General features: G+C 39.8%; 17 protein-coding genes. 12 read left to right on the top strand and 5 right to left on the bottom strand.

The genetic code is table 11. The features are described from left to right. Positions 1–9 precede the first annotated feature (9 nt). Complete coding sequence (gene edd / locus JGE69_RS13280; RefSeq protein ID WP_199113678.1) at positions 10–1,863, bottom strand: phosphogluconate dehydratase; 1,854 nt, start codon at positions 1,861–1,863, stop codon at positions 10–12. Positions 1,864–2,522: 659 nt separating this feature from the next. Here edd and JGE69_RS13275 point away from each other — a divergent pair. From JGE69_RS13275 to JGE69_RS13255, 5 genes are all read left to right on the top strand, one after another. Beyond that, complete coding sequence (locus JGE69_RS13275; RefSeq protein WP_005804223.1) at positions 2,523–2,642, top strand: hypothetical protein; 120 nt, start codon at positions 2,523–2,525, stop codon at positions 2,640–2,642. Continuing rightward, on the top strand, positions 2,624–3,826 hold the full coding sequence (locus tag JGE69_RS13270; RefSeq protein ID WP_005066132.1) for an acetate/propionate family kinase: 1,203 nt from the start codon (positions 2,624–2,626) through the stop codon (positions 3,824–3,826). The genes JGE69_RS13275 and JGE69_RS13270 overlap by 19 nt, the downstream gene beginning before the upstream one ends. Before the next feature lie 45 nt (positions 3,827–3,871). Beyond that, complete coding sequence (gene pta / locus JGE69_RS13265; protein WP_199113680.1) at positions 3,872–6,016, top strand: phosphate acetyltransferase; 2,145 nt, start codon at positions 3,872–3,874, stop codon at positions 6,014–6,016. 227 nt (positions 6,017–6,243) lie between these two features. Then, a complete protein-coding gene (locus tag JGE69_RS13260) occupies positions 6,244–7,770 on the top strand; it encodes a fumarate hydratase (protein ID WP_002115045.1) in 1,527 nt (508 codons plus the stop codon). A 142-nt stretch (positions 7,771–7,912) separates the two neighbouring features. Beyond that, positions 7,913–8,467: a DUF2059 domain-containing protein gene (locus tag JGE69_RS13255; protein ID WP_199113682.1), complete on the top strand. Its 555-nt coding sequence runs from the start codon at positions 7,913–7,915 to the stop codon at positions 8,465–8,467. Between the two features lie 25 nt (positions 8,468–8,492). Here the strand turns inward: JGE69_RS13255 and JGE69_RS13250 are convergent, their stop codons facing one another. The 4 genes from JGE69_RS13250 to tig form a co-directional block, all read right to left on the bottom strand. After that, the gene (locus JGE69_RS13250; protein ID WP_199113684.1) at positions 8,493–9,209 is read right to left on the bottom strand and encodes a DUF2846 domain-containing protein; all 717 of its coding nucleotides are present in this window, start codon (positions 9,207–9,209) and stop codon (positions 8,493–8,495) included. Between the two features lie 152 nt (positions 9,210–9,361). Next, positions 9,362–10,675, bottom strand: coding sequence for an ATP-dependent Clp protease ATP-binding subunit ClpX (clpX, locus tag JGE69_RS13245; RefSeq protein WP_002114726.1), 1,314 nt, complete (start codon positions 10,673–10,675; stop codon positions 9,362–9,364). 105 nt (positions 10,676–10,780) lie between these two features. Continuing rightward, complete coding sequence (gene clpP / locus JGE69_RS13240; protein WP_002114870.1) at positions 10,781–11,386, bottom strand: ATP-dependent Clp endopeptidase proteolytic subunit ClpP; 606 nt, start codon at positions 11,384–11,386, stop codon at positions 10,781–10,783. A gap of 193 nt (positions 11,387–11,579) precedes the next feature. Continuing rightward, a complete protein-coding gene (tig, locus tag JGE69_RS13235; protein WP_002114878.1) occupies positions 11,580–12,914 on the bottom strand; it encodes a trigger factor in 1,335 nt (444 codons plus the stop codon). Positions 12,915–13,328: 414 nt separating this feature from the next. Between tig and JGE69_RS13230 the strand changes: the two genes are divergently transcribed. From JGE69_RS13230 to rdgB, 7 genes are all read left to right on the top strand, one after another. Beyond that, positions 13,329–15,617, top strand: coding sequence for a TonB-dependent receptor (locus tag JGE69_RS13230; RefSeq protein WP_199113686.1), 2,289 nt, complete (start codon positions 13,329–13,331; stop codon positions 15,615–15,617). 106 nt (positions 15,618–15,723) lie between these two features. Then, positions 15,724–16,407 (top strand): Fe2+-dependent dioxygenase, encoded by a 684-nt coding sequence (locus JGE69_RS13225; RefSeq protein WP_032054373.1) that lies wholly within the window; start codon positions 15,724–15,726, stop codon positions 16,405–16,407. 461 nt (positions 16,408–16,868) lie between these two features. Continuing rightward, on the top strand, positions 16,869–18,566 hold the full coding sequence (leuA, locus tag JGE69_RS13220) for a 2-isopropylmalate synthase (RefSeq protein ID WP_199113688.1): 1,698 nt from the start codon (positions 16,869–16,871) through the stop codon (positions 18,564–18,566). A gap of 83 nt (positions 18,567–18,649) precedes the next feature. After that, a complete protein-coding gene (metX, locus tag JGE69_RS13215; RefSeq protein ID WP_002114709.1) occupies positions 18,650–19,810 on the top strand; it encodes a homoserine O-succinyltransferase MetX in 1,161 nt (386 codons plus the stop codon). Beyond that, positions 19,810–20,403 (top strand): methionine biosynthesis protein MetW, encoded by a 594-nt coding sequence (gene metW / locus JGE69_RS13210; protein ID WP_001217230.1) that lies wholly within the window; start codon positions 19,810–19,812, stop codon positions 20,401–20,403. The genes metX and metW overlap by 1 nt, the downstream gene beginning before the upstream one ends. Next, a complete protein-coding gene (locus JGE69_RS13205) occupies positions 20,400–20,987 on the top strand; it encodes a tetratricopeptide repeat protein (RefSeq protein WP_017385717.1) in 588 nt (195 codons plus the stop codon). Before metW ends, JGE69_RS13205 begins: the two co-directional genes overlap by 4 nt. Before the next feature lie 174 nt (positions 20,988–21,161). Beyond that, a complete protein-coding gene (gene rdgB, locus JGE69_RS13200; protein WP_068932912.1) occupies positions 21,162–21,785 on the top strand; it encodes an RdgB/HAM1 family non-canonical purine NTP pyrophosphatase in 624 nt (207 codons plus the stop codon). The last annotated feature ends 181 nt before the right edge of the window (positions 21,786–21,966 follow it).

The raw sequence follows: 21,966 nt of genomic DNA, 5'->3' as shown, positions 1-21,966 counted from the left end.
TCCTTTGACTCAAATCTGCTCTGGTGAATTTTCACCAACCAATGCACCAAATACAGATGCTCCATGTTCAGCTGGCGCAGCAGCAGCACGGAAAACACCAAATAATTCACGACCAAAGCCAACTTCGTTTTCTGCCTGATGTTCTGGCTGTGCAACAGGGCGCGACTGCCATACATCGTCACCTATTTCGACATCAAGTACGCCAGCTTCGGCATCAATGATTAACATATCGCCTGTTTGAACTTTAGCAATTGGCCCATTTAGTAAGGCTTCTGGAGATAAATGAATCACCGCAGGAACTTTACCTGAAGCACCAGACATACGCCCATCAGTGACTAAAGCAACGTGGAAACCTTGATCTTGTAAAACACCCAACACAGGCGTTAAACGATGCAATTCAGGCATACCATTCGCACGTGCACCTTGGAAACGAACAACTGCAATAAAGTCTCGATGTAACTCACCACGATCAAATGCAGCTTGCACTGCTTCTTGAGAATCAAACACAATTGCTGGAGCTTTAACTTTACGATGTTCTGGCGCAACAGCAGAAATCTTGATCACACCACGGCCAAGACGACCCTGCATTAAACGCAAGCCACCATCTGGTTGAAACGGTGCATCAATGCTACGAAGTACTTTGTCATCAAGGCTTTGAACCACACCGTCAACCCAAGTGAGCTTACCGTCAATCAATTTCGGTTCTTTGGTGTAGTGCTGTAAACCTTTACCAGCTACAGTCGTTACGTCGTTATGCAACAAACCAGCTTCAAGTAGATTACGAATGAGGAAAGCGACCCCACCCGCAGCTTGGAAATGGTTTACATCAGCTTTACCATTTGGATAGATTTTTGCGAGCAATGGAACAACAGCCGATAACTCATCAAAGTCATCCCAGTCAATCAAGATGCCAGCCGCACGAGCAATCGCAATAAGATGTAGAGTGTGGTTGGTTGAACCACCTGTAGCGAGTAACGCCACAATACCGTTTATAATTGCTTTTTCATCGACAACATGACCAATTGGCGTGTAGTTTCCACGCTCAACTGTTAAATCAAGTACACGAATCGCCGCTTCTGCGGTGAGTGCATCACGTAATGGTGTATGAGGATGAACAAATGCGGCACTTGGCAAATGTAAGCCCATAACTTCCATCAGCATCTGGTTACTATTGGCTGTACCGTAAAAAGTACAAGTCCCTTGTCCGTGATAAGCAGCTGACTCAGCTTCTAGCAAAGCATCTCGGCCAACCTGACCCGTTGCAAATTGCTGACGAATTTTGGCTTTCTCATCGTTAGATAAACCACTGGTCATTGGGCCAGCTGGCACAAAAATAGTAGGTAAATAGCCAAACTGCAAAGCACCAATGAGCAAGCCCGGCACAATCTTGTCGCAAACACCAAGACATAAAGCTGCGTCAAACATGTTATGAGACAATGCAATCGCTGTACTCATCGCAATGGTTTCACGAGAGAACAAAGATAGTTCCATGCCAGCATTACCTTGGGTAATACCGTCACACATCGCAGGTACACCACCTGCAAACTGCGCTACTCCCCCATTTTCGCGAGCGGCATTTTTAATTAAATCTGGAAATGTTTTATATGGTGCGTGAGCCGACAGCATTTCGTTATATGAAGATACGATGCCAATATTTGGTTCACGGCCTACTTTAATAATTAATTTTTCATTATCGTCCATACTGGCAAAACCATGAGCCAGATTGGCACATGAAAGTGCTCCACGAGCAGGAAATTTGCCTTGTGCATGTTCAATACGTTGTAAATATGCAGAACGAGTTTTTTGACTACGTGCGATTACACGCTCGGTCACTTTTGCCAATACTGGATTCGGCAAGTCCATGCTGGACGCTCCTGTACAACCGGATAAGCCGGAACATAAAAATAGACCAAATGATATATTTCATCATCATTTGATAAGGGGAAGGGACAATATTATTAAGGCAAAAACCGACATGCAAGCCCTAGTCAATTTTACGGTAATACCCGAGCATGGGTATTAAATACAAATTATGTTTAAGTTTTAAACAAGAAGCTGGTTTTATTTTTGACTATATTTACTGGTATATTAGCCCCTAATAACTATGAGAAAATTCTCATAATATCAAAGCAATAAAATATTCTTATAAATGTATTAATACCGGCTTTTTTATACTAATTTTTATATTAAAAATGTTTATGATTTATATATTTTAACCTATATATAAACGATTAAAATTTAATTTAATTTACGTATATTATTTGTAATACTCCCCTCTAGTTTGATTAAAATAACAGCATGTCTTTTTTCTTAAAAAATTTATACCAAATATTTGAAAAATACATTAAATAGAAATTTACCTTTCATAAATATATACAAAAAACTCGTTTCAACACGCATAAAAAAACAAGGAATACAGTGGTTAAGCTTTATACTGGACAAATATTAGTTACAAATAATTTGATGGTCGATAGTGCTTAAGTCTAATGGGCTAAAGTCTATCTTGGACAGAAAAACAACACATGTTAAAACATGACAACCCGTTCAATCTGTATCGAAAAATAATACATGTTGAACAGGAAGTTAGGAAAACTATTTTAAATCAGGACTTGGGTATTTCAACGTGGCTACATCAGTATTAGTTATCAATTGCGGCTCTTCATCTATTAAATACGCACTGGTTTCAGAGCGTCGTGAAGATCGTATTTACGGTTTAGCAGAAAACTTGGGGGCAGCTGATGCTCGTATTAAGGGAATTACAGTAGGTGGTGAACCACTTGAACTTTCAATCCCTTATGCTGACCATGCCAAAGCTTTAGAAACTTTACTTGCACGTCTTGCCAACTACAAACCGCAAGCAATCGGACATCGTGTTGTACACGGGGGTAGTTTAACCAAAGCAGAATTACTCACTCCTGAAATTATTGAACGTATTCGTGCTGCGACACCTTTAGCCCCACTTCATAACCCAGCACATTTAATTGGTATTGACGCAACCGTACGTCTATTTCCTGAATTACCTCAAGTTGCCGTATTCGACACTGCATTCCATCAAACCATGCCACCGCATGCATACCGTTATGCAATTCCTAAGTTTTTATATACTGACCACAACGTCCGCCGTTATGGCTTCCATGGTACAAGCCATGCGTATGTGTCTGATAAAGCGAGTGAGCTGGCAGGTAACCTGAAAAAAGGTGGATGGTTAACAGCCCACTTAGGAAACGGCAGTTCAACTTGCGCAGTATGGAATGGACAAAGTGTTGATACTTCTATGGGTCTTACTCCACTTGAAGGTGTAGTGATGGGAACACGTAGTGGTGACGTTGATCCAAGCTTACATAGCTTCCTTGCGAAAAACCTCGGTTGGGATTTAGCAAAAATTGATAAAGTTTTAAACAACGAAAGTGGCTTACTAGGCTTATCTCAACTGTCTAATGACATGCGTACAGTCATTGAAGCTGCTGAAAATGGCAACGAAGATGCTAGTCTTGCAATTGAAGTGTTTAGCTATCGCCTAGCAAAATCACTTGCTGCATTAAGCTGTGGTTTGCCAACTTTAGACGGCTTAATCTTCACGGGCGGTATTGGCGAGAACTCAGCTTATATTCGTGAAAAAACCTTAGCGTATTTACCTCATTTTGGTTTGCAGCTTGATAAAGATCAAAACAACAACCTGAAACGTGGCACTGAAGGGCGAATCGACAACGGAACAGGACCTCAAATTTGGGTCATTCCTACAGATGAAGAAGGCCGTATTGCTAAAGAAACTCGTCAAGTTGTTGAAGCGGCAGAAAATACAGCATCTGTAGCAAGCCTTGCTTAATTAGAGCTTAGCGAAAACTCGATATTCGTTTATTTATAGGTTTATATGAATACAATTTTATTGATTCCTACAGGTGAAGGGGTTGGCTTAACCTCTGCCTGTTTAGGTATGATTTACGCACTTGATTGCAACGGCATTAAAGCGGGCTTTTTAAAACCATTTTCTCAAGAAGACCAAGAACATCTTGACCGAACCACTTCATTATTTGGTCATTTATTTCAAAGTAAAACTGTTCAATCTATTTCACATGAAAAATTAACTCAGCTTATTGCGGCTGGGGAAGTAGATGAATTACTTGAAGAAGCTGTTAGCCTTCATCGTAGTGTTGCAGCAGACCATGATGTCATTATTGTGGAAGGCTTATTACCTAACGGACAAGACCATTTTGCCAGTGAGCTCAACGCAAGTCTTGCTCAAGCACTTGATGCAGAAGTCGTGTTGGTCAGCACAGCAGATATTCAAAACCCGAAAAAAGCAGCAGAAAAAGTAGATGCTCATTTACGTCAGTTTGGTGGAGCAACATCAAATCGTACTGCTGGTGTACTGTTTATGCGTACCCGTGGATTAACTGAAGAAACAGCACAAATTCCTGTTGCGTTTGATCCATCGTTACGACCGACTGAAGAAATCGCAAAATTTACGACCGAACTGCAAAAATATAATCGTTATTTCGGCTCTAGTGACTTACCAATTATTGGACTTGTTCCTTTTAGTAACACGCTAAGCGTACCGAGAACTCTCGATATTGCAAATGTCATTGATGGGCAATGGGTACATCAAGGTGAAGCTAAAACACGTCGAATTTTGCATTCAAGTTTAATTGCTTCAAGCATTGAATATGAACTGAATAAGTTTATTGCAGGCGAGTTAATTATTAGCGCATCTGAGCGTACCGATGTTTTACTTGCAAGTAGTTTGGCAACCAGCAATGGTATTCCTCTGGCGGGTTTAGTTCTTACCGAAAGAGAAGCGCCAGCACCTGAGCTTTTAGAGTTTTGCCAAAGTGCAATTAAACAAGGGTTACCGATTTTACATACCCGTTTAAACACACTTGAAACTGCACAGCGTTTATCTAATTTTGGCAATGAGATTCCAACTGACGATACTGAACGTGCAGAGCAAGTGACTCGATTTGTTTCAAGTCATATTGATGTTGAATGGCTTAAACAGCACAGCAACAATGCCGCCACCCCTCGCCTGTCGCCATCAGCTTTCCGTCATGAACTGGTGCAAAAATCAATTGCAGCAAAAAAACGGATTGTGCTACCTGAAGGTGATGAACCGCGCACCATTCAAGCTGCCGCAATTTGTCAGGCACGTGGTATTGCTGACTGTATTTTGTTAGCTAAACCAGATGCTGTGCACGATGTTGCAAAAGCACGTGGTATTGAATTACCTGCTGAACTGGCAATTATTGATCCTGATAGCATTCGTGAACAATACGTTGCACCAATGGTTGAGCTACGTAAAGGTAAACTCAATGAGCTTCAAGCGAAAGAACAACTTCAAGATACTGTTGTGCTTGGCACCATGATGTTAGCCTTAGATCAAGTCGATGGCTTAGTTTCAGGTGCGGTACACACCACAGCAAATACGGTCCGCCCAGCATTCCAGCTCATCAAGACAGCCCCTGAATATTCACTGGTTTCATCAATATTCTTTATGCTTTTACCAGATGAAGTTTATGTATATGGCGACTGTGCAATTAACCCAGACCCGACAGCAGAACAACTTGCTGAAATTGCAATTCAGTCTGCTGACTCTGCAAAAGCTTTTGGAATTGATCCGCGTATTGCCATGATCAGCTACTCAACCGGTACTTCTGGAACAGGCGCTGATGTTGAAAAAGTACAGCAAGCAACTCAAATTGCTCAACAACGTCGTCCAGATTTACTGATTGATGGTCCACTTCAATACGATGCAGCTTCAGTTGAAAGTGTGGGTCGTCAAAAGGCACCTGACTCGCGTGTTGCTGGTCGTGCCAATGTATTTATTTTCCCAGACTTAAATACTGGCAACACAACTTACAAGGCGGTACAACGTGCTGCAAATGTAGTCAGTGTAGGTCCAATGCTGCAAGGCCTCAACAAACCAGTCAATGACTTGTCTCGTGGAGCATTGGTAGATGACATCGTCTTTACCATTGCATTAACAGCAATTCAGGCAGAACAGCAAGCCGCTGCCAAATAATTAATATAATTCACCTTTACTACCTCTCGCCATTTGATATCCGCTCAAATGGCTTTTTTTATTTTAGTCATTCAAAAATAAATAATTTTCTGATTTCTTACGTTTAAATCACTTCAAATCTTCTTATGCGACTTTCGGTCAAAAGATCAACCAATCTCCCACAACACTGTCTTTTTGTCATATAATTTAGCCCGCTAGCTAACAGCCCGCTCAAGAGATTTTCTGGTATGACAACGATTATCAAACAAGATGACTTGATTACATCGATCAAGGACGCCCTACAGTTTATTTCGTACTATCACCCGCAAGACTTTATCCAAGCGATGAGCCGTGCTTATGATCGCGAAGAAAACAAAGCCGCAAAGGATGCAATTGCACAGATTCTAATTAACTCTCGCATGTGTGCGGAAGGTCATCGTCCAATTTGCCAAGATACTGGTATTGTTAACGTTTTCCTTGAAGTGGGCTTAGATGTTAAATTTGATTTAACGATGAGCTTAGACGATGCTGTAAACGAAGGTGTTCGCCAAGGTTACCTTGAAAACAGCAACGTTCTTCGTGCATCTGTACTTGCTGACCCTGCATTTGGTCGTAAAAACACAAAAGATAATACCCCTGCTGTAATTCACTACAAACTCGTTCCAGGTAACAAAGTAGATATTACTGTTGCTGCTAAAGGTGGCGGTTCAGAAAACAAATCTAAACTTGCGATGCTTAACCCATCTGACTCGATTGTTGATTGGGTACTTAAAACTGTTCCAACAATGGGTGCAGGCTGGTGTCCTCCTGGTATGCTCGGTATTGGTATTGGTGGTACTGCTGAAAAAGCCATGATGCTTGCTAAAGAAGCGCTCATGGAAGAAATCAACATGGACGAATTACTTCGTCGTGGACCAGAAAACAAAATCGAAGAACTTCGTATCGAAATCTTTGAAAAAGTAAACGCACTTGGTATTGGTGCTCAAGGTCTTGGCGGTTTAACGACTGTTCTTGATATTAAGATTAAAGATTACCCATGTCACGCTGCTGGTAAACCAGTAGGTATGATTCCTAACTGTGCTGCTACTCGTCATGCTCACTTCCAGCTTGATGGTACAGGTGTAGCTCATATTCAAGCACCAAAACTTGAAGACTACCCATCTGTAACTTGGGACTCTTCACAATCTAAACGCGTAAACCTTGATACCATTACTCAAGAAGAAATGGATTCTTGGAAACCAGGTGACACATTACTTCTTAGCGGAACAATGTACACAGGTCGTGATGCTGCGCACAAACGTATGGTTGAGATGATCGACAATGGTGAAGAATTACCAGTTGATCTTAAAGGTAAATTTATTTACTACGTTGGCCCTGTTGATCCAGTGGGTGATGAAGTCGTTGGTCCTGCTGGCCCTACAACTGCAACACGTATGGATAAATTCACACGTAAAGTATTAGAACATACTGGCCTATTCGGTATGATCGGTAAAGCTGACCGTGGTCCTACAGCAATTGAAGCAATCAAAGACAACAAAGCAACTTACTTAATGGCAGTTGGTGGTGCGGCTTACCTCGTATCTAAAGCTGTTCGTGAAGCTGAAGTTGTTGCGTTTGCAGACTTAGGTATGGAAGCAATCTACAAATTCGTAGTTGAAGATATGCCTGTTTCTGTTGCAGTTGATGTAAACGGTACTTCAATTCACGCAGTAGCCCCAAAAATCTGGCAAGCGAAAATTGGAAAAATTCCAGTAGTCGATGCAGCAGCTGGCTAATCAAGAAAAGCACCGAATTCGGTGCTTTTTTTATGTATTCTTTTTTTATTTTAAAATCTGAAAAGAATTGTAACAATTACTTCGTCAATCTGTGCTATTAATGAAAGCACCCTCTCGCCAAATATTGAATATAGGTCATTTCATGACTATTCGCCCTATTCTTAAAAATCTCTCAATCAGCCTTTGTCTAAGCTGTATTACCACAAGCTTATTTGCCTCTCCTGCCAAGTTAAGTTCAGTTAAAGAACTCATGCAAATGAGCCAAATTGATTACCTGCTTAAAGAATCAATTGATGAATTAACGCCTTACTATGATCAACAGGCAGAACAGATCGTTAGTAATATCACGGGTATCAAAACTTTAGGTCCAAAAGAAAAAGAGGCCGCGAAGAAGTTAGGTTCACTCTTAAAAGATTCGAGCAATCAGCTCATTAGTAACCCAAAAACAGCTCAAGCCTTAGAGGATATTTATCTTAAGACTTATACTGAAGAGGAAATTCAGGCTAATCTGAAATTTTTAAAAACCCCAGAAGGCCAATCAATTACGCGCAAAAACGTACAGATTATGGGGCAAATTTCAGAATATATGATGGAGTTGGGACAGCAAACATTTAATGACCCTAAAGCACGAGATCATATGCAAGAAGAGATGCTTAAAATTCTTGCACCGTTGATGAAAGATAAAGAAAAGTCTTAAACTTTTCTTTATCTTTTTTAGGCTATTACCAAGTTAAAGGATTCCATAATTTAAATGGCTTAATCAGATGTACATCTGATTTTTCATCATATTTGGCTGGCTTTAATTCTTGTGGTTTATGACGGATCTTTCCTGAAGCATCTTCAGCTACAAAATTATAGCTAGAAGATTTAAGCTCAGTAAATGCTATCTCTCTACGTCCAATATTGTCTTGCATTAACATAAATGGACCAGTATGTTCACTTCGGTCCATTTTATTTTCTTCATCATATTTCAAATAATAAGACGTTCCCGCCTCAACAGTGATATCAATATATTTTGGTTCTTGAAAATGGATACCAAGTAAAGGGCGACTTGCTGAAAGACGATACGTTCCTGCTGGTAACTCAATCCAGTAATAATGATTATGTAATAGACTCGGAATGCGCTTACCATTCACAAAGAGATTAATCGCTGCAATTTCCTGACGATTCCATTTTGTGTCTGGTCGATATAGATAAACTACAGCTGCCTGTTCATTTTGTGGTTTGATTGGAGCAAAAGTCTGACCCAATTTTTGGTTGACCCACCCTCCCACAGTAAAACCGCCTAAATGATATTGATCTAATAAACCAGGTTCTTTTTCAACATCAACTTTAGGTAGAGTCGCGGTCAATTCACTCGGATTTTTTTCTAAATGAGATAAACTTTGACAGCCCACAAATAGTCCTGCACAGCACAAAGATACGATTAAATAACGCATGGCATCCCTCAAAGCGTTTTGTTTTTGATTTATTTTTTACACCGCAAAACTATGCGTATTTTGTATTTTTAAGATTAACACTACCCATATAAATTGAAAACAAAAAAAGCATGAATCACTAACGCGATTCATGCTTTTTAGATGAATGAAATCTATGCAGACTTCGAATCAATAACCTTTAAATCTGCCTTAGCAACACTTTCATGCGTTGCAGCTTCTTTAGGTTGGCGTTCAGCCTGATAAACAGGTTCTGCTTCACCATTAATGACTGCTTCATTAATAATGACTGTTCCAACATCTGTACGACTTGGTAAATCATACATAGTTTCAAGCAGTACGTTTTCCATAATAGAACGTAGACCACGCGCACCCGTATTACGTTCAAGCGCTTTTTTAGCAACAGCACGTAATGCAGAATCTTCAAAGATCAGATCAACATTTTCCATAGTGAAAAGATATTGATACTGGCGTGTTAATGCATTTTTTGGCTCAGTCAAAATTTGCATTAAAGCTTCTTCGTCTAGCTCTTCAAGTGTCGCAATCACTGGTAAACGACCAATGAATTCTGGAATTAAACCAAATTTCACTAAGTCAGTTGGCTCAACCTGACGGAACAATTCAGCAAGCTTTTTGGTTTCATCTTTATTTTTAACGTCAGCTGTAAAACCAATACCGCCTTTCTCTTGACGCTGTTGTACAATTTTTTCCAAACCAGAAAATGCACCACCACAAATAAATAAGATATTTGAGGTGTCAATTTGGATAAACTCTTGCTGTGGATGCTTACGACCACCTTGCGGAGGAATCGAAGCAACTGTACCTTCAATCATTTTTAATAATGCTTGTTGTACACCTTCACCAGACACATCACGCGTAATTGATGGATTTTCAGATTTACGAGTAATCTTATCAATCTCATCAATATAGATAATGCCCTTCTGAGCTTTCTCTACATCGTAGTCTGCTTTTTGCAAAAGCTTTTGCACAATATTTTCAACATCTTCACCCACATAACCCGCTTCGGTTAATGTTGTTGCATCTGCCATCGCAAATGGAACATCTAAAAGGCGAGCCAATGTTTGTGCAAGTAAAGTTTTACCTGAACCAGTAGGTCCAATCAGTAGAATGTTACTTTTAGCAATTTCTACTTCTTTAGACACATGGCCATTATGACCAACTTTCAAGCGTTTATAATGGTTATAAACTGCAACAGAGAGTGTCTTTTTGGCAAGATCTTGACCAATAACATATTGATCAAGCGCAGCACGTATTTCATGTGGTTTTGGCAATGCCTTGCTCGCCCAGTCACCTGCTTCAACCTGTTGGCTGGTTTGTACAAGGTCTAAGCAGACATCCACACATTCATTACAAATATATGCGTCCTCACCCGCAATCAGTTTCCCGACTTCAGACTGCGTTTTACCGCAAAATGAACAATGTTTTTGTCCTTGAGGATGTTCGGACATATTCACTCCACAAATAGAATCTTAAATATTAGGGCAAGATGCACTGCATAAATAACTAAATGGAGATCTTTTTCAACATCTCAAGTTATTTATATAAGAAGGTCCTTATGGACGCTTACTTAACACCTGATCAACCAGACCATATTCTTTAGCAGCTTGGGCTGTCATAAAGTTATCGCGGTCAGTATCACGAGCAACGGTTTCATAGTCTTGACCACTGTGCTCTGCCATTAAGCGGTTCAAGCGCTCTTTAATAAAGAGAATTTCACGCGCATGGATTTCAATATCCGATGCTTGACCACGGAAACCACCCAATGGTTGATGAATCATGACACGGGCATTTTCTAAACAATAGCGTTTGCCTTTAGCGCCCGCATTTAATAAAAATGCACCCATTGAAGCAGCTTGACCCATACAATATGTCACGACATCAGGCTTAATAAACTGCATTGTGTCATAAATTGCCATGCCCGCTGTCACAGATCCACCTGGAGAGTTGATATAAAGGTGGATATCTTTATCAGGATTTTCAGCTTCTAAAAACAACATTTGGGCAACAATCAGATTTGCCATGTTATCTTCAACTTCACCTGTCAAAAAAATGACGCGCTCACGTAAAAGTCGTGAATAAATATCAAAAGAACGTTCGCCGCGAGAAGATTGTTCAACCACAACAGGAACTAAAGCATTTTCAATTGTTGGAACATACATACGTTATTTATTCCTAAATTTTTTGTGACTTAACCTATGGCAACAATATGCGGGATAATTTCTCAAATTGCAAAAGGTTCGCACTGAAATATTATATTATTTATACCTAAGTACTTAATGCCGCACTCTAATTGATCACATAAAGAAAAACAAAAAAGGCGCCTCAGGCGCCTTTTTCTGACTTCTTAAAAGATTAGCCCATACGGCGAGCTTGTTGTTCTTTCAATAAGTCATCATAAGATACAGCTTTGTCAGTCACTTTAGCACCAGCTAAGATGTGATCAACAACTTGATCTTCTAATACAACTGCTTCGATTTGAGCACGTTGTTGAGCATCATTTTTGAAGTATTCAATCACTTCAGTTGGATCTTCGTAAGAAGAAGCCATGTCGTCAATGTAAGCATCAACGCGAGCTTGATCAACTTCAAGTTTAGCATCAGCTAAAACTTTGCTTACCAATACGCCAAGCTTAACAGAACGCTCTGCTTGTTCTTTGAACAATTCATCAGGAAGCATGCTCTTGTCAAAAGATTGCGCGCCTGCACCACCAAATTGTTGAGTGAACTGTTGAACCATTTGTTGACGTTGACGGTCAATTTCTTGAGCAACCATTGCAGTTGGAACTTCAACTTCATTCGCAGCAACAAGTGCATCAAAAGCAGCTTGTTTAACTTGGTTACGTAAACCATTGCGAACTTCACGTTCCATATTCTTACGAACGTCAGCTTTTAACTTCTCAACGCCTTCTTCTTCAGTTACACCGAAGATTTTTAAGAATTCAGCATCAATTTCTGGAAGTTTAGATTTTTCAACTTGCTTCACAGTGATTTTGAACTGAGCTGCTTTACCAGCCAAGTTTTCAGCTTGGTAATCTTCAGGGAAAGTAACATCAATTACTTTCTCTTCACCAGCTTTCATGCCAATGATGCCATCTTCGAAGCCAGGGATCATACGACCTGAACCTAACACAAGTTTAAAGTCTTCAGCAGAACCGCCTTCAAACTTCTCACCATCGATAGTGCCTTCAAAGTCAAAAGTCACTTGCATGTCTTTTTTCGCCATACCCTTGGTTACAGCCCAAGTTTGACGTTGTTTTTGCAAGTTTTCGATCATAGCGTCAACGTCAGCATCTTTAATTTCAGCTGATTTACGTTCAACTTCTAAGCCGTCAAATGCTTTTACTTCAACTTCTGGATAAACTTCTACAGTTGCTTCAAAAACTAAAGCGTCTTCTTTATGTTCAACTTTCTCAATGTTCGGCATACCTACCGCATTGATTTTTTCTTGTTGAATTGCTTCAAAAACGCTATCACGAATGATGTCATTTACAACTTCTTGATAAATGCTTGCACCGTATTCGCGACGAACAACGTTTTCAGGTACTTTACCTGGACGGAAGCCGTTGATCTTCACAGTTTTGGCAGTGCGCTTCAAACGAGCTTCAAATTGCTCGTTAATACGGCTCGTCGGTACAGACACATTTAAACGACGGGCAACGCCCGAAACCGCTTCAGTCGTTACTTGCATGGCTTCCTCGATAAAAATTAGTTAGTAGGAACAGTTTTTAAAAAAGTGCTGTATTATATGACAACTTTCAAGATATACAAAATTAACCGATCACTTCATGTAAGTGAAGGACATTATTCTAGTAAATTTCACAGTAATTTTATGATTCTTTAAATATTTTTCATAAGTACTTAAGTAAAACTAATTTTTTAGTTATTCTTTATAAATCTAAAATTACAATTAAACTTTGAATTTAATCGCTTTAACAAACAATTACCAATAATCAGTAGATTAGCTACATAAAAGCACAATTTTCCATTCAATCATTCACTTTTTCTTCATAATTCAATTGGCAAATCCAATTAACACAAACTGTACATATAAATAAGAATTATTATTATTCGCATAACCTTTTAGTTTTAGAGTCCTGAAGTTATGTCTTTGATTAGAACACGTAAAAAAATTGTTTCTTCTGCAATAGCTTCATCGCTATCAATGATTGCAACAACAGCCATGGCGCAAGAAGCAGTTTCACAATTACCAACAATTCATACTAAAGCGACTCAAGAAGAATCTTTAAAAGTAGATCAGTCTGCAAACTCTAAATTCGTAGCTCCTCTCAAAGACACACCAAAATCAGTCTCAATTCTTTCTCAAAAATTAATTAAAGATACAAACTCTAATACCCTACTCGAAGCGTTACGCTATGAACCTGGTATTACATTAGGTGCTGGTGAAGGCGGTACCCCGTTTACAGATATGCCTTACATTCGTGGTTATAGCGGTCAATCTTCTATTTATGTTGATGGTGTTCGTAATACGACTTCCCAAAACCGCGACATGTTTGCCATTGAACAAGTTGAAGTTATTAAAGGCTCTTCTTCTGCCCTTGGTGGTGGCGGTAGCGTGGGTGGAAGCATTAACTTAATCCCTAAAGTAGCTCATGAAGGTGACGTTTACCAAGGTAGTGTTCAAGGTGGTACTGACAACTATCGTCATATCCAACTTGATGCCAACAAAGACTTTGGCAACGGAGTTGCTGGTCGTGTTGTTATTATGGGTCACGAAAATGAAAAAGCTGGTCAAAGTAACGGTGCAGAATATGCCCGTGCCGGTATTGCCTCAAGTCTTGCATTTGGTTTAGATACGGCAACTCGTGGAACACTAAGCTACTACTATTTACGTAGTAACGATGAACCTGATGCAGGTATTCCGTTTAACAATGCAAACCCAACCAAACCTCCTGTTGGAGTTATTGTAACTCCTGGTGACGGCAAGCCTGTTGATGTAAAAGCTGGAACCTACTATGGCTGGAAAGCGCGTGATTTCGACAAACGCGAAAACCACATTGGTACGTTTAAGCTAGAACATGATTTTAATGAAAATCTTACCTTGTCTAATATAGCAACCTACAACAAATCTAAATCTGATTATGTTTATACGAATGCTGATGACTCTAAGGGTAATATTTACAGAGGCACAATCGCTCGCCGTGCCTTAAGCCGTATCTTAGATAGCGATGCTTATAGCGATCAGCTTTCTTTAAGAGGTAAATTCAATACAGGTAGCCTAAAGCATTCTTTTAATGTTGGTACCGAGTGGAGCTTCCAAGAAACTGACCAAGGTGTACATACTTTTACTAATGCTGCTGGTGAAACCACATCGACCATTTTAGACAGTAATATTCAAAACTGTACTTCAGCTGCTGCTGTGGCAAATGGCTGGTGTACGAGTTTAAATAATCCTGGAAATGGTACCTTCACAGATAAGCGTGGATCTATCACAGCACAATCGACCACTCGTAGTCATAATGTAGGCGTGTATGCTTTAGATAGTATCGAATTTAATCCACAATGGTTACTTAACTTAGGTGTTCGTTGGGATAAATTTGAAACTGAGAAAAAATATAATAAGGACGTAAGTGGACGTACTCCTCATAAAGCTGGTGATAAATTAGAAAGCGATACAGACTACTTCTCTTACCAAGCTGGTTTAGTTTTTAAACCAACAGAAGATGGTAGTATTTATTTAAGCTATGCTACGTCAGCAAATCCAGTAGGCGTGCTTGCTGAAGGTGACACAGGTTCAGATTCTATTAGCGACTCAGGTGCTGCAAGTGCGAGTGCAAATGATCTAAAACCAGAAGAAGCTCGTACTTTCGAGTTAGGAACTAAATGGGATCTGTTTAATAACCGTGCTAATTTAACAGCAGCAGTTTTCCGTACTGAAAAGCAAAATACACGTATCCAAATTGATCCGAACACGACAGCCAATGCTGGTAAAAGTAAAGTTGATGGATTTGAAATTAGTTTGAACGGGAAAATTACCGACAAATGGGATGTTTCTACAGGCTATAGCTATTTAGATAGCGAAATCACAGAAGCTGCATATAATGCGGTTGCTCAAGAAGGTAAACCATTACCATTTGTAGCGAAAAACAGTGCTACACTTTGGTCTACTTACAGAGTAATGCCTCAATTGACTTTAGGCGCTGGTGTTGAATATCGTGATCAAGTTTTTGTGAACACAACTGCACCTAAATATTTGCCAACTTATACCATTTACAATGCTATGGCTAAATACGACGTGAACAAGAATGTAAACTTACAGCTTAATATTAATAATATTTCTGATAAGCGTTATTTCACTAGTGCACATGCAGCTCACTACGCATTTGAAGGCAATGGTCGTAATGCTGTCTTAGCGATTAACTTTAAGTACTAAGGTTAAATGCCATAATTTATTTATGGAATTAATTGAAGTTCATATAAAATAGCCTCGTCATGAGGCTATTTTTACAAATGAAGTATCTATTTAAAAGGTGTTTGCCGTGATTCATCATATCCCGAATGTTTTAAGCAAAGAGCAAGTTGCCGAGTTTCGTAAGCTCATGGAAGACGCCAATTGGGTAGGTGGGAAAGTGACTGCCGGCACCTTGTCTGCTTCAGTGAAAAGAAATCAGCAACTCTCAGAACAAGACCCGCTTACTCATCATTTAAGTGATCTTGTCATCAAAGCAATTTGGCAAAATCCAGTGTTTCAGGCTGCTGCCCTACCCCACAAAATTATTCCACCGCTTTTTAATCGTTATGATGAACATGAAAGCTTTGGTTTCCATGTAGATAACTCGATCCGTCTTATACGTGGAACTTCAGAACAGTTACGCACTGATTTATCTTGTACATTATTTTTAAGTGAACCCGATGAATATGAAGGTGGTGACCTAGTGATTGAAGACACTTATGGTTATCACGAAGTTAAATTACCAGCAGGTGATGTCGTGCTCTACCCTTCTACTAGCCTACATGAAGTCAGTAGCATTACCTCAGGTACTCGTTTTGCTTCTTTTTTCTGGGTACAAAGTTTGGTCCGTGACGATAGTAAACGCCACCTTTTATTTAATCTTGATGAGAGCATTCGAGAACTACGTAAATCACACGGTGATAACTACCCAGAAGTCATGAAGCTGACCAACATTTATCATAATTTAATTCGTATGTGGTCAGAACTGTAACTATATTTATTTTTGCCTTTTTAAGGCTGGATAATCTTTTTTTCCTTAAAAAGGCAATAATATGAAAATAATTTTCCATAAAAAATAAAACAGCGCAAAATTAGAAAATTATTTTCTAAACTATTTAACTAAAATTATGATAAGAATTTTGCACAAGGTGTAATCATTGTTTAGATGTGATATATCTAAATATCAAGATTACCCCCAGCAAACCATCAAACTTATTATTCTACGGTCTAGAGATGAAAACGAATTACTTGTTTGCCCAGCCTACTCAAGCAAGACATCATCTGCAACTCCTGATGCTGCGCCAAGCGCGCGTATAAAAATTTTGTCTGCTTTTTAAAGCAGCACTTCAAAATTACCTTTAATTTTTCTGAATTAGATACCATATATTAAGTAGAGACGTTGCCTTTTAAATATATCCAGAGCAACCGCGCTACGAGACAAGGAGTTTTCTCATGATGTTGGCTGACCCTAGCAAAAAATACCGCCGTATGTACCAGCGTGTGGCTTTACCAGATCGCCAATGGCCAAATAACGAAATTACAAAAGCGCCAATCTGGATGAGTACGGATTTACGTGACGGTAACCAAGCAATTTTTGAACCAATGAACATGGAACAAAAATTCAAAATGTTCAAAATGCTTGTGAAAATTGGTTTTAAGCATATTGAAATCGGTTTCCCTTCTGCATCTCAAATTGACTTCGATTTTACTCGCATGTTGATCGAAGAAAATCATATTCCTGATGACGTATATATTGAGGTTTTGGTTCAAGCACGTGACCATTTAATTGAACGTACTTTTGAATCTTTGGCAGGTGCTAAACGCGCGATTGTACATATTTATAACTCGAACTCTCCAACCTTCCGTCAAAAGGTTTTGAATGTAGATGTTGATGGCGCAAAACAATTAGCAATTAATGCTGCTCAAAAAGTTAAAGAGTATGCGGCTCAATATCCTCAAACTGACTGGATTTTCCAATACAGCCCAGAATGTTTCTCTGCAACTGAATTAGAAGTCGCTAAAGATGTCTGTGATGCCGTCACAGAAATCTGGGATGCACGTCCAGATCATAAAGTTATTTTAAACTTGCCTGCAACTGTAGAAGTTTCCACACCAAATGTTTATGCAGACCAAATTGAATGGATGCATCGTAATTTGGCTCGTCGTGATGGCGTAATCATTTCTGTTCACTGCCACAATGACCGCGGCTGTGGTATTGCTGCATCAGAACTTGCCATTATGGCGGGTGCTGACCGTGTTGAAGGCTGTGTGTTCGGTAATGGTGAACGTACAGGTAACGTTGACGTTGCAGCAATTGCATTGAACATGTATACCCAAGGTGTAGCGCCTGAGTTAGATTTTTCTAATATTAATGAAGTGATTGCAACGGTTGAAGAATGTACTGGTTTACCTGTACACCCTCGTCATCCGTATGCAGGTGATTTGGTATTTACTGCATTCTCTGGTTCACATCAAGATGCGATTAAAAAAGGCTTCGAATACCAGAAAAACGAAGAAATCTGGGATATGCCTTACTTACCAATCGATCCGAAAGATTTGGGCCGTGATTACGATGCTGTAATTCGTGTAAATAGTCAGTCTGGTAAAGGTGGTATCGCTTATTTATTAGAATCAAACTACAACGTTGTGTTGCCACGTCGTTTGCAAATCGAATTCAGTCAGGTTGTTCAACAATATGCTGATGAGAACGGTACAGAAATTAACGCTAAAGAGATCTGGACGTTATTTAAAGACGCGTATGTTGATGTGAAGAATCATCACTACACAGTCAAACACTACAAGTTATCTGACATTAATGGCACTCAGATTATCGAACTTGATATTGATGTCGAAGGTGAAACACAACAGCTTCGTGGTGAAGGTAATGGACCGATTTCTGCATTCTTAAATGCTCTTCAATTACCAATTGACGTATTGAACTATGAAGAACGTAGTATTAGTTCAGGTGCAAATGCGAAAGCATTAACCTTAATTGAGCTTCAAGTAAAAGGTACTGGTAAAGGTTCGTTTGGTGCCGGTGTTCATGACAACACAGTCACCTCATCCATTGAAGCAATTATTGCATGTACCAACCGTTTGATTGATCAAGGTGTTTTAAGTACAGATCAGGTTGTTGCCGCCGCTGTTTAATTAAAAAAAAGACTTTGGAAAGGATACCTAGCTTGGTATCCTTTCTTTTTATTCCTGAAAGATTTAAAAGGCGAAATGTTCCCGTGTCTTTTCCAGCTGATTCAGTGGGGTTAGTCACTCCGCAAAAGTTCCAATTTGAAGAACCATTACACCTTGAATGTGATCGTGTTTTGCCACGTTTTGAACTAATGGTCGAAACTTACGGCACTTTAAATGCTGATAAATCAAATGCAATTTTAATCTGTCACGCTCTTTCCGGACATCATCATGCAGCGGGTTATCACCACGAAGATGATAAAAAAGCTGGATGGTGGGATAGCTGTATTGGCCCGGGTAAGGCAATTGATACGAATAAGTTTTTTGTAGTTTCGCTAAATAATATTGGTGGCTGTAATGGCTCAACTGGCCCGACCTCACCAAATCCTGAAAACGACAACCGTCCTTACGGACCTGATTTTCCATTAGTAACGGTACGTGACTGGGTTAAAACACAAGCCATGCTTTCGGACCGTCTAGGTGTAGATGTCTGGTATGCAGTGGTCGGTGGATCATTAGGAGGCATGCAAGCACTACAATGGTCCGTAGACTACCCTGACCGCCTACAAAAATGTGTGATTATTGCCAGTGCACCAAAGCTTTCAGCACAGAATATTGCATTTAATGAGGTTGCTCGTCAGTCAATCTTATCTGATCCAGATTTCCATCATGGCCGTTATTTGGAAAATGATAGTTACCCGAAACGCGGACTAATTCTGGCTCGCATGGTAGGTCATATCACCTATCTTTCAGAAGAAGCCATGAAACAAAAATTTGGCCGTGATTTAAAATCTGGCAAATTTATGTACGGTTTTGATGTCGAGTTTCAGGTCGAAAGCTATCTACGTTATCAAGGTGAACAGTTCAGCCGTAACTTTGATGCCAATACCTATCTGATCATGACTAAAGCTTTAGATTACTTTGACCCATCTCGTGAATACGGCCATTCTTTAACTGAAGCAATGGGCAAAACTAAATGTCAGTTCTTGATTGTCTCATTTACAACTGACTGGCGTTTTGCACCAAGTCGCTCACAAGAAATTGTAGATGCGCTTATTACCAATCATAAGCCTGTAAGTTATCTCGACATTGATGCTGAACAAGGTCATGACTCCTTCTTATTCCCGATTCCACTGTATGTCAAAACCATGCGCGCTTTCTTAGGCGGTGAAGAACACTTGAAATCGACGTCACTGGAGGCAAGCTAATGCGTATTGATCAACAACTGGCAGAAAAGTGGATTAAACCCGGCTCAAGCGTACTCGATTTAGGGTGTGGTGACGGTGAATTACTCGCTCATATGAGCCAAAAGCATCAAATTCGTGCTTATGGTTTAGAAATTGATCAAGAAAAGATTGCAATTGCCGTCAGTCGCGGGTTAAATATTATTCAACAAGATTTGAATCTCGGCTTAAGCCGCTTTGCAGACCAGTCCTTTGACTATGTGGTTATGGCACAAGCTTTGCAAGCCGTAGATGCACCCGATGTTTTATTAAGAGACATGGTGCGTGTGGGTAAACAGGCAATTATTACATTTCCAAACTTTGCACATTGGAAGACTCGCTCTTTTCTTGCATTAAAAGGAATGATGCCTGTATCGGATGCTCTACCATATATGTGGTATAACACCCCCAACATTCATTTATGTACATTTAAAGATTTCGAAGCACTATGTGCTGAAAATCAGATACAAATTATTAATCGACTCGCCGTCAATGGAAATCAGCAGGGAAGCCTGTTAAGCAAACATGTTCCAAATTTGTTTGGTGAAGTCGCTATTTATCGAGTGAGTGCACTATGAAAAAGACATTATTTAGCACACTATTTGCAGGACTGCTAAGTATGCAGGCTCATGCAGATTATATCGCCCAGCCACAATCGGTTGCGAGTCAAGCCGCACGCTTTTCAACGATGGGGATTAACGATCTTCAGAAAGCGGCAAAAGCTGGTCAAGCAGGCGCACAGTTTTACCTTGGTACACACTACCAATATGGTAAAGATGTAGCAAAAGATGAGAAACAAGCTTTCGCATGGTTTAAAGCAGCAGCCGATCAAGGTTTATCACCAGCACAATTAAACGTAGGCCGCATGTATGCGGACGGTATTGGTGTTAAAAAAGATGAGTCTATGGCTCGTAAATACTTTGAAAAAGCAGCAAGCAATGGTGATAATCGTGCAAGCTATAACCTTGCGATGATGGAAGAGCAAAAGAAAAACTACGTTGGTGCTTACCAATGGTATGAGCTTTCAACTCGTGATGGCATGCTCGACAATAAAGTGATTAGCCTATCTGAAGGTAAGAAAACTGCTCTAGCAGCGAACTTAACTCAAGAACAAATCCGTACAGCTCGTGACCGTGCGGACAAATGGATTCAAGCACAATAATAACGGTTCATCCGTAAAAAACCTTACTCGACTAAAGCCACCTTGTATGCTGTACAAGGTGGCTTTAGTTTAGGTTATCCCATTTTATATTCTATTTGTTTTCCTCTATATCCCCTTCCAAAAAACACGTAACATAACTGCTGTTCGATATTAGCTATAAAGTTTGGTTTTATTATGTCTACCCCACATTGGTTTGATCAGGGCAGTTTAGTTCTTGCCAGCAATAACAAAGGTAAAGTCGCAGAGTTTGAAAAACTTTTTGAACAGCTTAAGTTACCAGTAGAAATTATTCCTCAAGGTCGCCTTAATATTCCTGATGCAATTGAAGATGGTTTAAGCTTTATTGAAAATGCCATTATTAAAGCTCGTCATGCCTCTAAAATTTCAGGTAAACCTGCTATGGCTGACGACTCTGGTATTTGTGTACCTGTCTTAGGCGGCGCACCTGGCATTTACTCAGCACGCTATGCTGGAGAACATGGTGACGATGCAGCTAACAATGCAAAATTATTAAATGATCTTCTGCCATACCGTAAAAATGGTGAAGTGATTGAAGGTATGTTTGTATGTGTACTTGCTTTAGTCACTCATGCCGAAGACCCATTACCACAAATTTTCCAAGGCATCTGGCACGGCGAAATTTTAGAAGCGCCACGTGGAGAAAATGGCTTTGGTTATGACCCACTGTTCTGGTTGCCTGAGCTACAAGTTTCTAGCGCTGAATTGTCTAAAGAAGACAAAAACAAGATTAGCCATCGTGGACAAGCGATGCAGTTATTTAGAGAAAGTTTAGTATAATTTTTTCCATATAGCCTTTGAATACCACGTTAGAGAGTATTCAGCTTTGTATAGGCACCTCTTACTTTTCAAAGATGAAAAGTAAGCAAAAATCTTTTGTTAGACTGATGGCACATCCTTGTGCCACCGTCTAACTGGCGGCATCCATGCCGCCTTCGCACAAGCAAATTTAGGAAACTTA

Origin of the sequence: Acinetobacter sp. C13, assembly GCF_016809775.1 — a bacterium.
Classification (GTDB): domain Bacteria; phylum Pseudomonadota; class Gammaproteobacteria; order Pseudomonadales; family Moraxellaceae; genus Acinetobacter; species Acinetobacter pittii.
The sequence above is the reverse complement of the archived record's forward strand: the minus strand, read 5'-3'. Positions and strand labels throughout refer to the sequence as shown.

Excerpts from the sequence above, each read along its gene's own strand:
- edd (WP_199113678.1), bottom strand. The coding sequence starts at position 1,863 with ATGGACTTGCCGAATCCAGTATTGGCAAAAGTGACCGAGCGTGTAATC.
- JGE69_RS13275 (WP_005804223.1), top strand. The coding sequence starts at position 2,523 with ATGTTAAAACATGACAACCCGTTCAATCTGTATCGAAAAATAATACAT.
- pta (WP_199113680.1), top strand. The coding sequence starts at position 3,872 with ATGAATACAATTTTATTGATTCCTACAGGTGAAGGGGTTGGCTTAACC.
- JGE69_RS13260 (WP_002115045.1), top strand. The coding sequence starts at position 6,244 with ATGACAACGATTATCAAACAAGATGACTTGATTACATCGATCAAGGAC.
- JGE69_RS13255 (WP_199113682.1), top strand. The coding sequence starts at position 7,913 with ATGACTATTCGCCCTATTCTTAAAAATCTCTCAATCAGCCTTTGTCTA.
- JGE69_RS13250 (WP_199113684.1), bottom strand. The coding sequence starts at position 9,209 with ATGCGTTATTTAATCGTATCTTTGTGCTGTGCAGGACTATTTGTGGGC.
- clpX (WP_002114726.1), bottom strand. The coding sequence starts at position 10,675 with ATGTCCGAACATCCTCAAGGACAAAAACATTGTTCATTTTGCGGTAAA.
- clpP (WP_002114870.1), bottom strand. The coding sequence starts at position 11,386 with ATGTATGTTCCAACAATTGAAAATGCTTTAGTTCCTGTTGTGGTTGAA.
- tig (WP_002114878.1), bottom strand. The coding sequence starts at position 12,914 with ATGCAAGTAACGACTGAAGCGGTTTCGGGCGTTGCCCGTCGTTTAAAT.
- JGE69_RS13230 (WP_199113686.1), top strand. The coding sequence starts at position 13,329 with ATGTCTTTGATTAGAACACGTAAAAAAATTGTTTCTTCTGCAATAGCT.
- leuA (WP_199113688.1), top strand. The coding sequence starts at position 16,869 with ATGATGTTGGCTGACCCTAGCAAAAAATACCGCCGTATGTACCAGCGT.
- metW (WP_001217230.1), top strand. The coding sequence starts at position 19,810 with ATGCGTATTGATCAACAACTGGCAGAAAAGTGGATTAAACCCGGCTCA.
- JGE69_RS13205 (WP_017385717.1), top strand. The coding sequence starts at position 20,400 with ATGAAAAAGACATTATTTAGCACACTATTTGCAGGACTGCTAAGTATG.
- rdgB (WP_068932912.1), top strand. The coding sequence starts at position 21,162 with ATGTCTACCCCACATTGGTTTGATCAGGGCAGTTTAGTTCTTGCCAGC.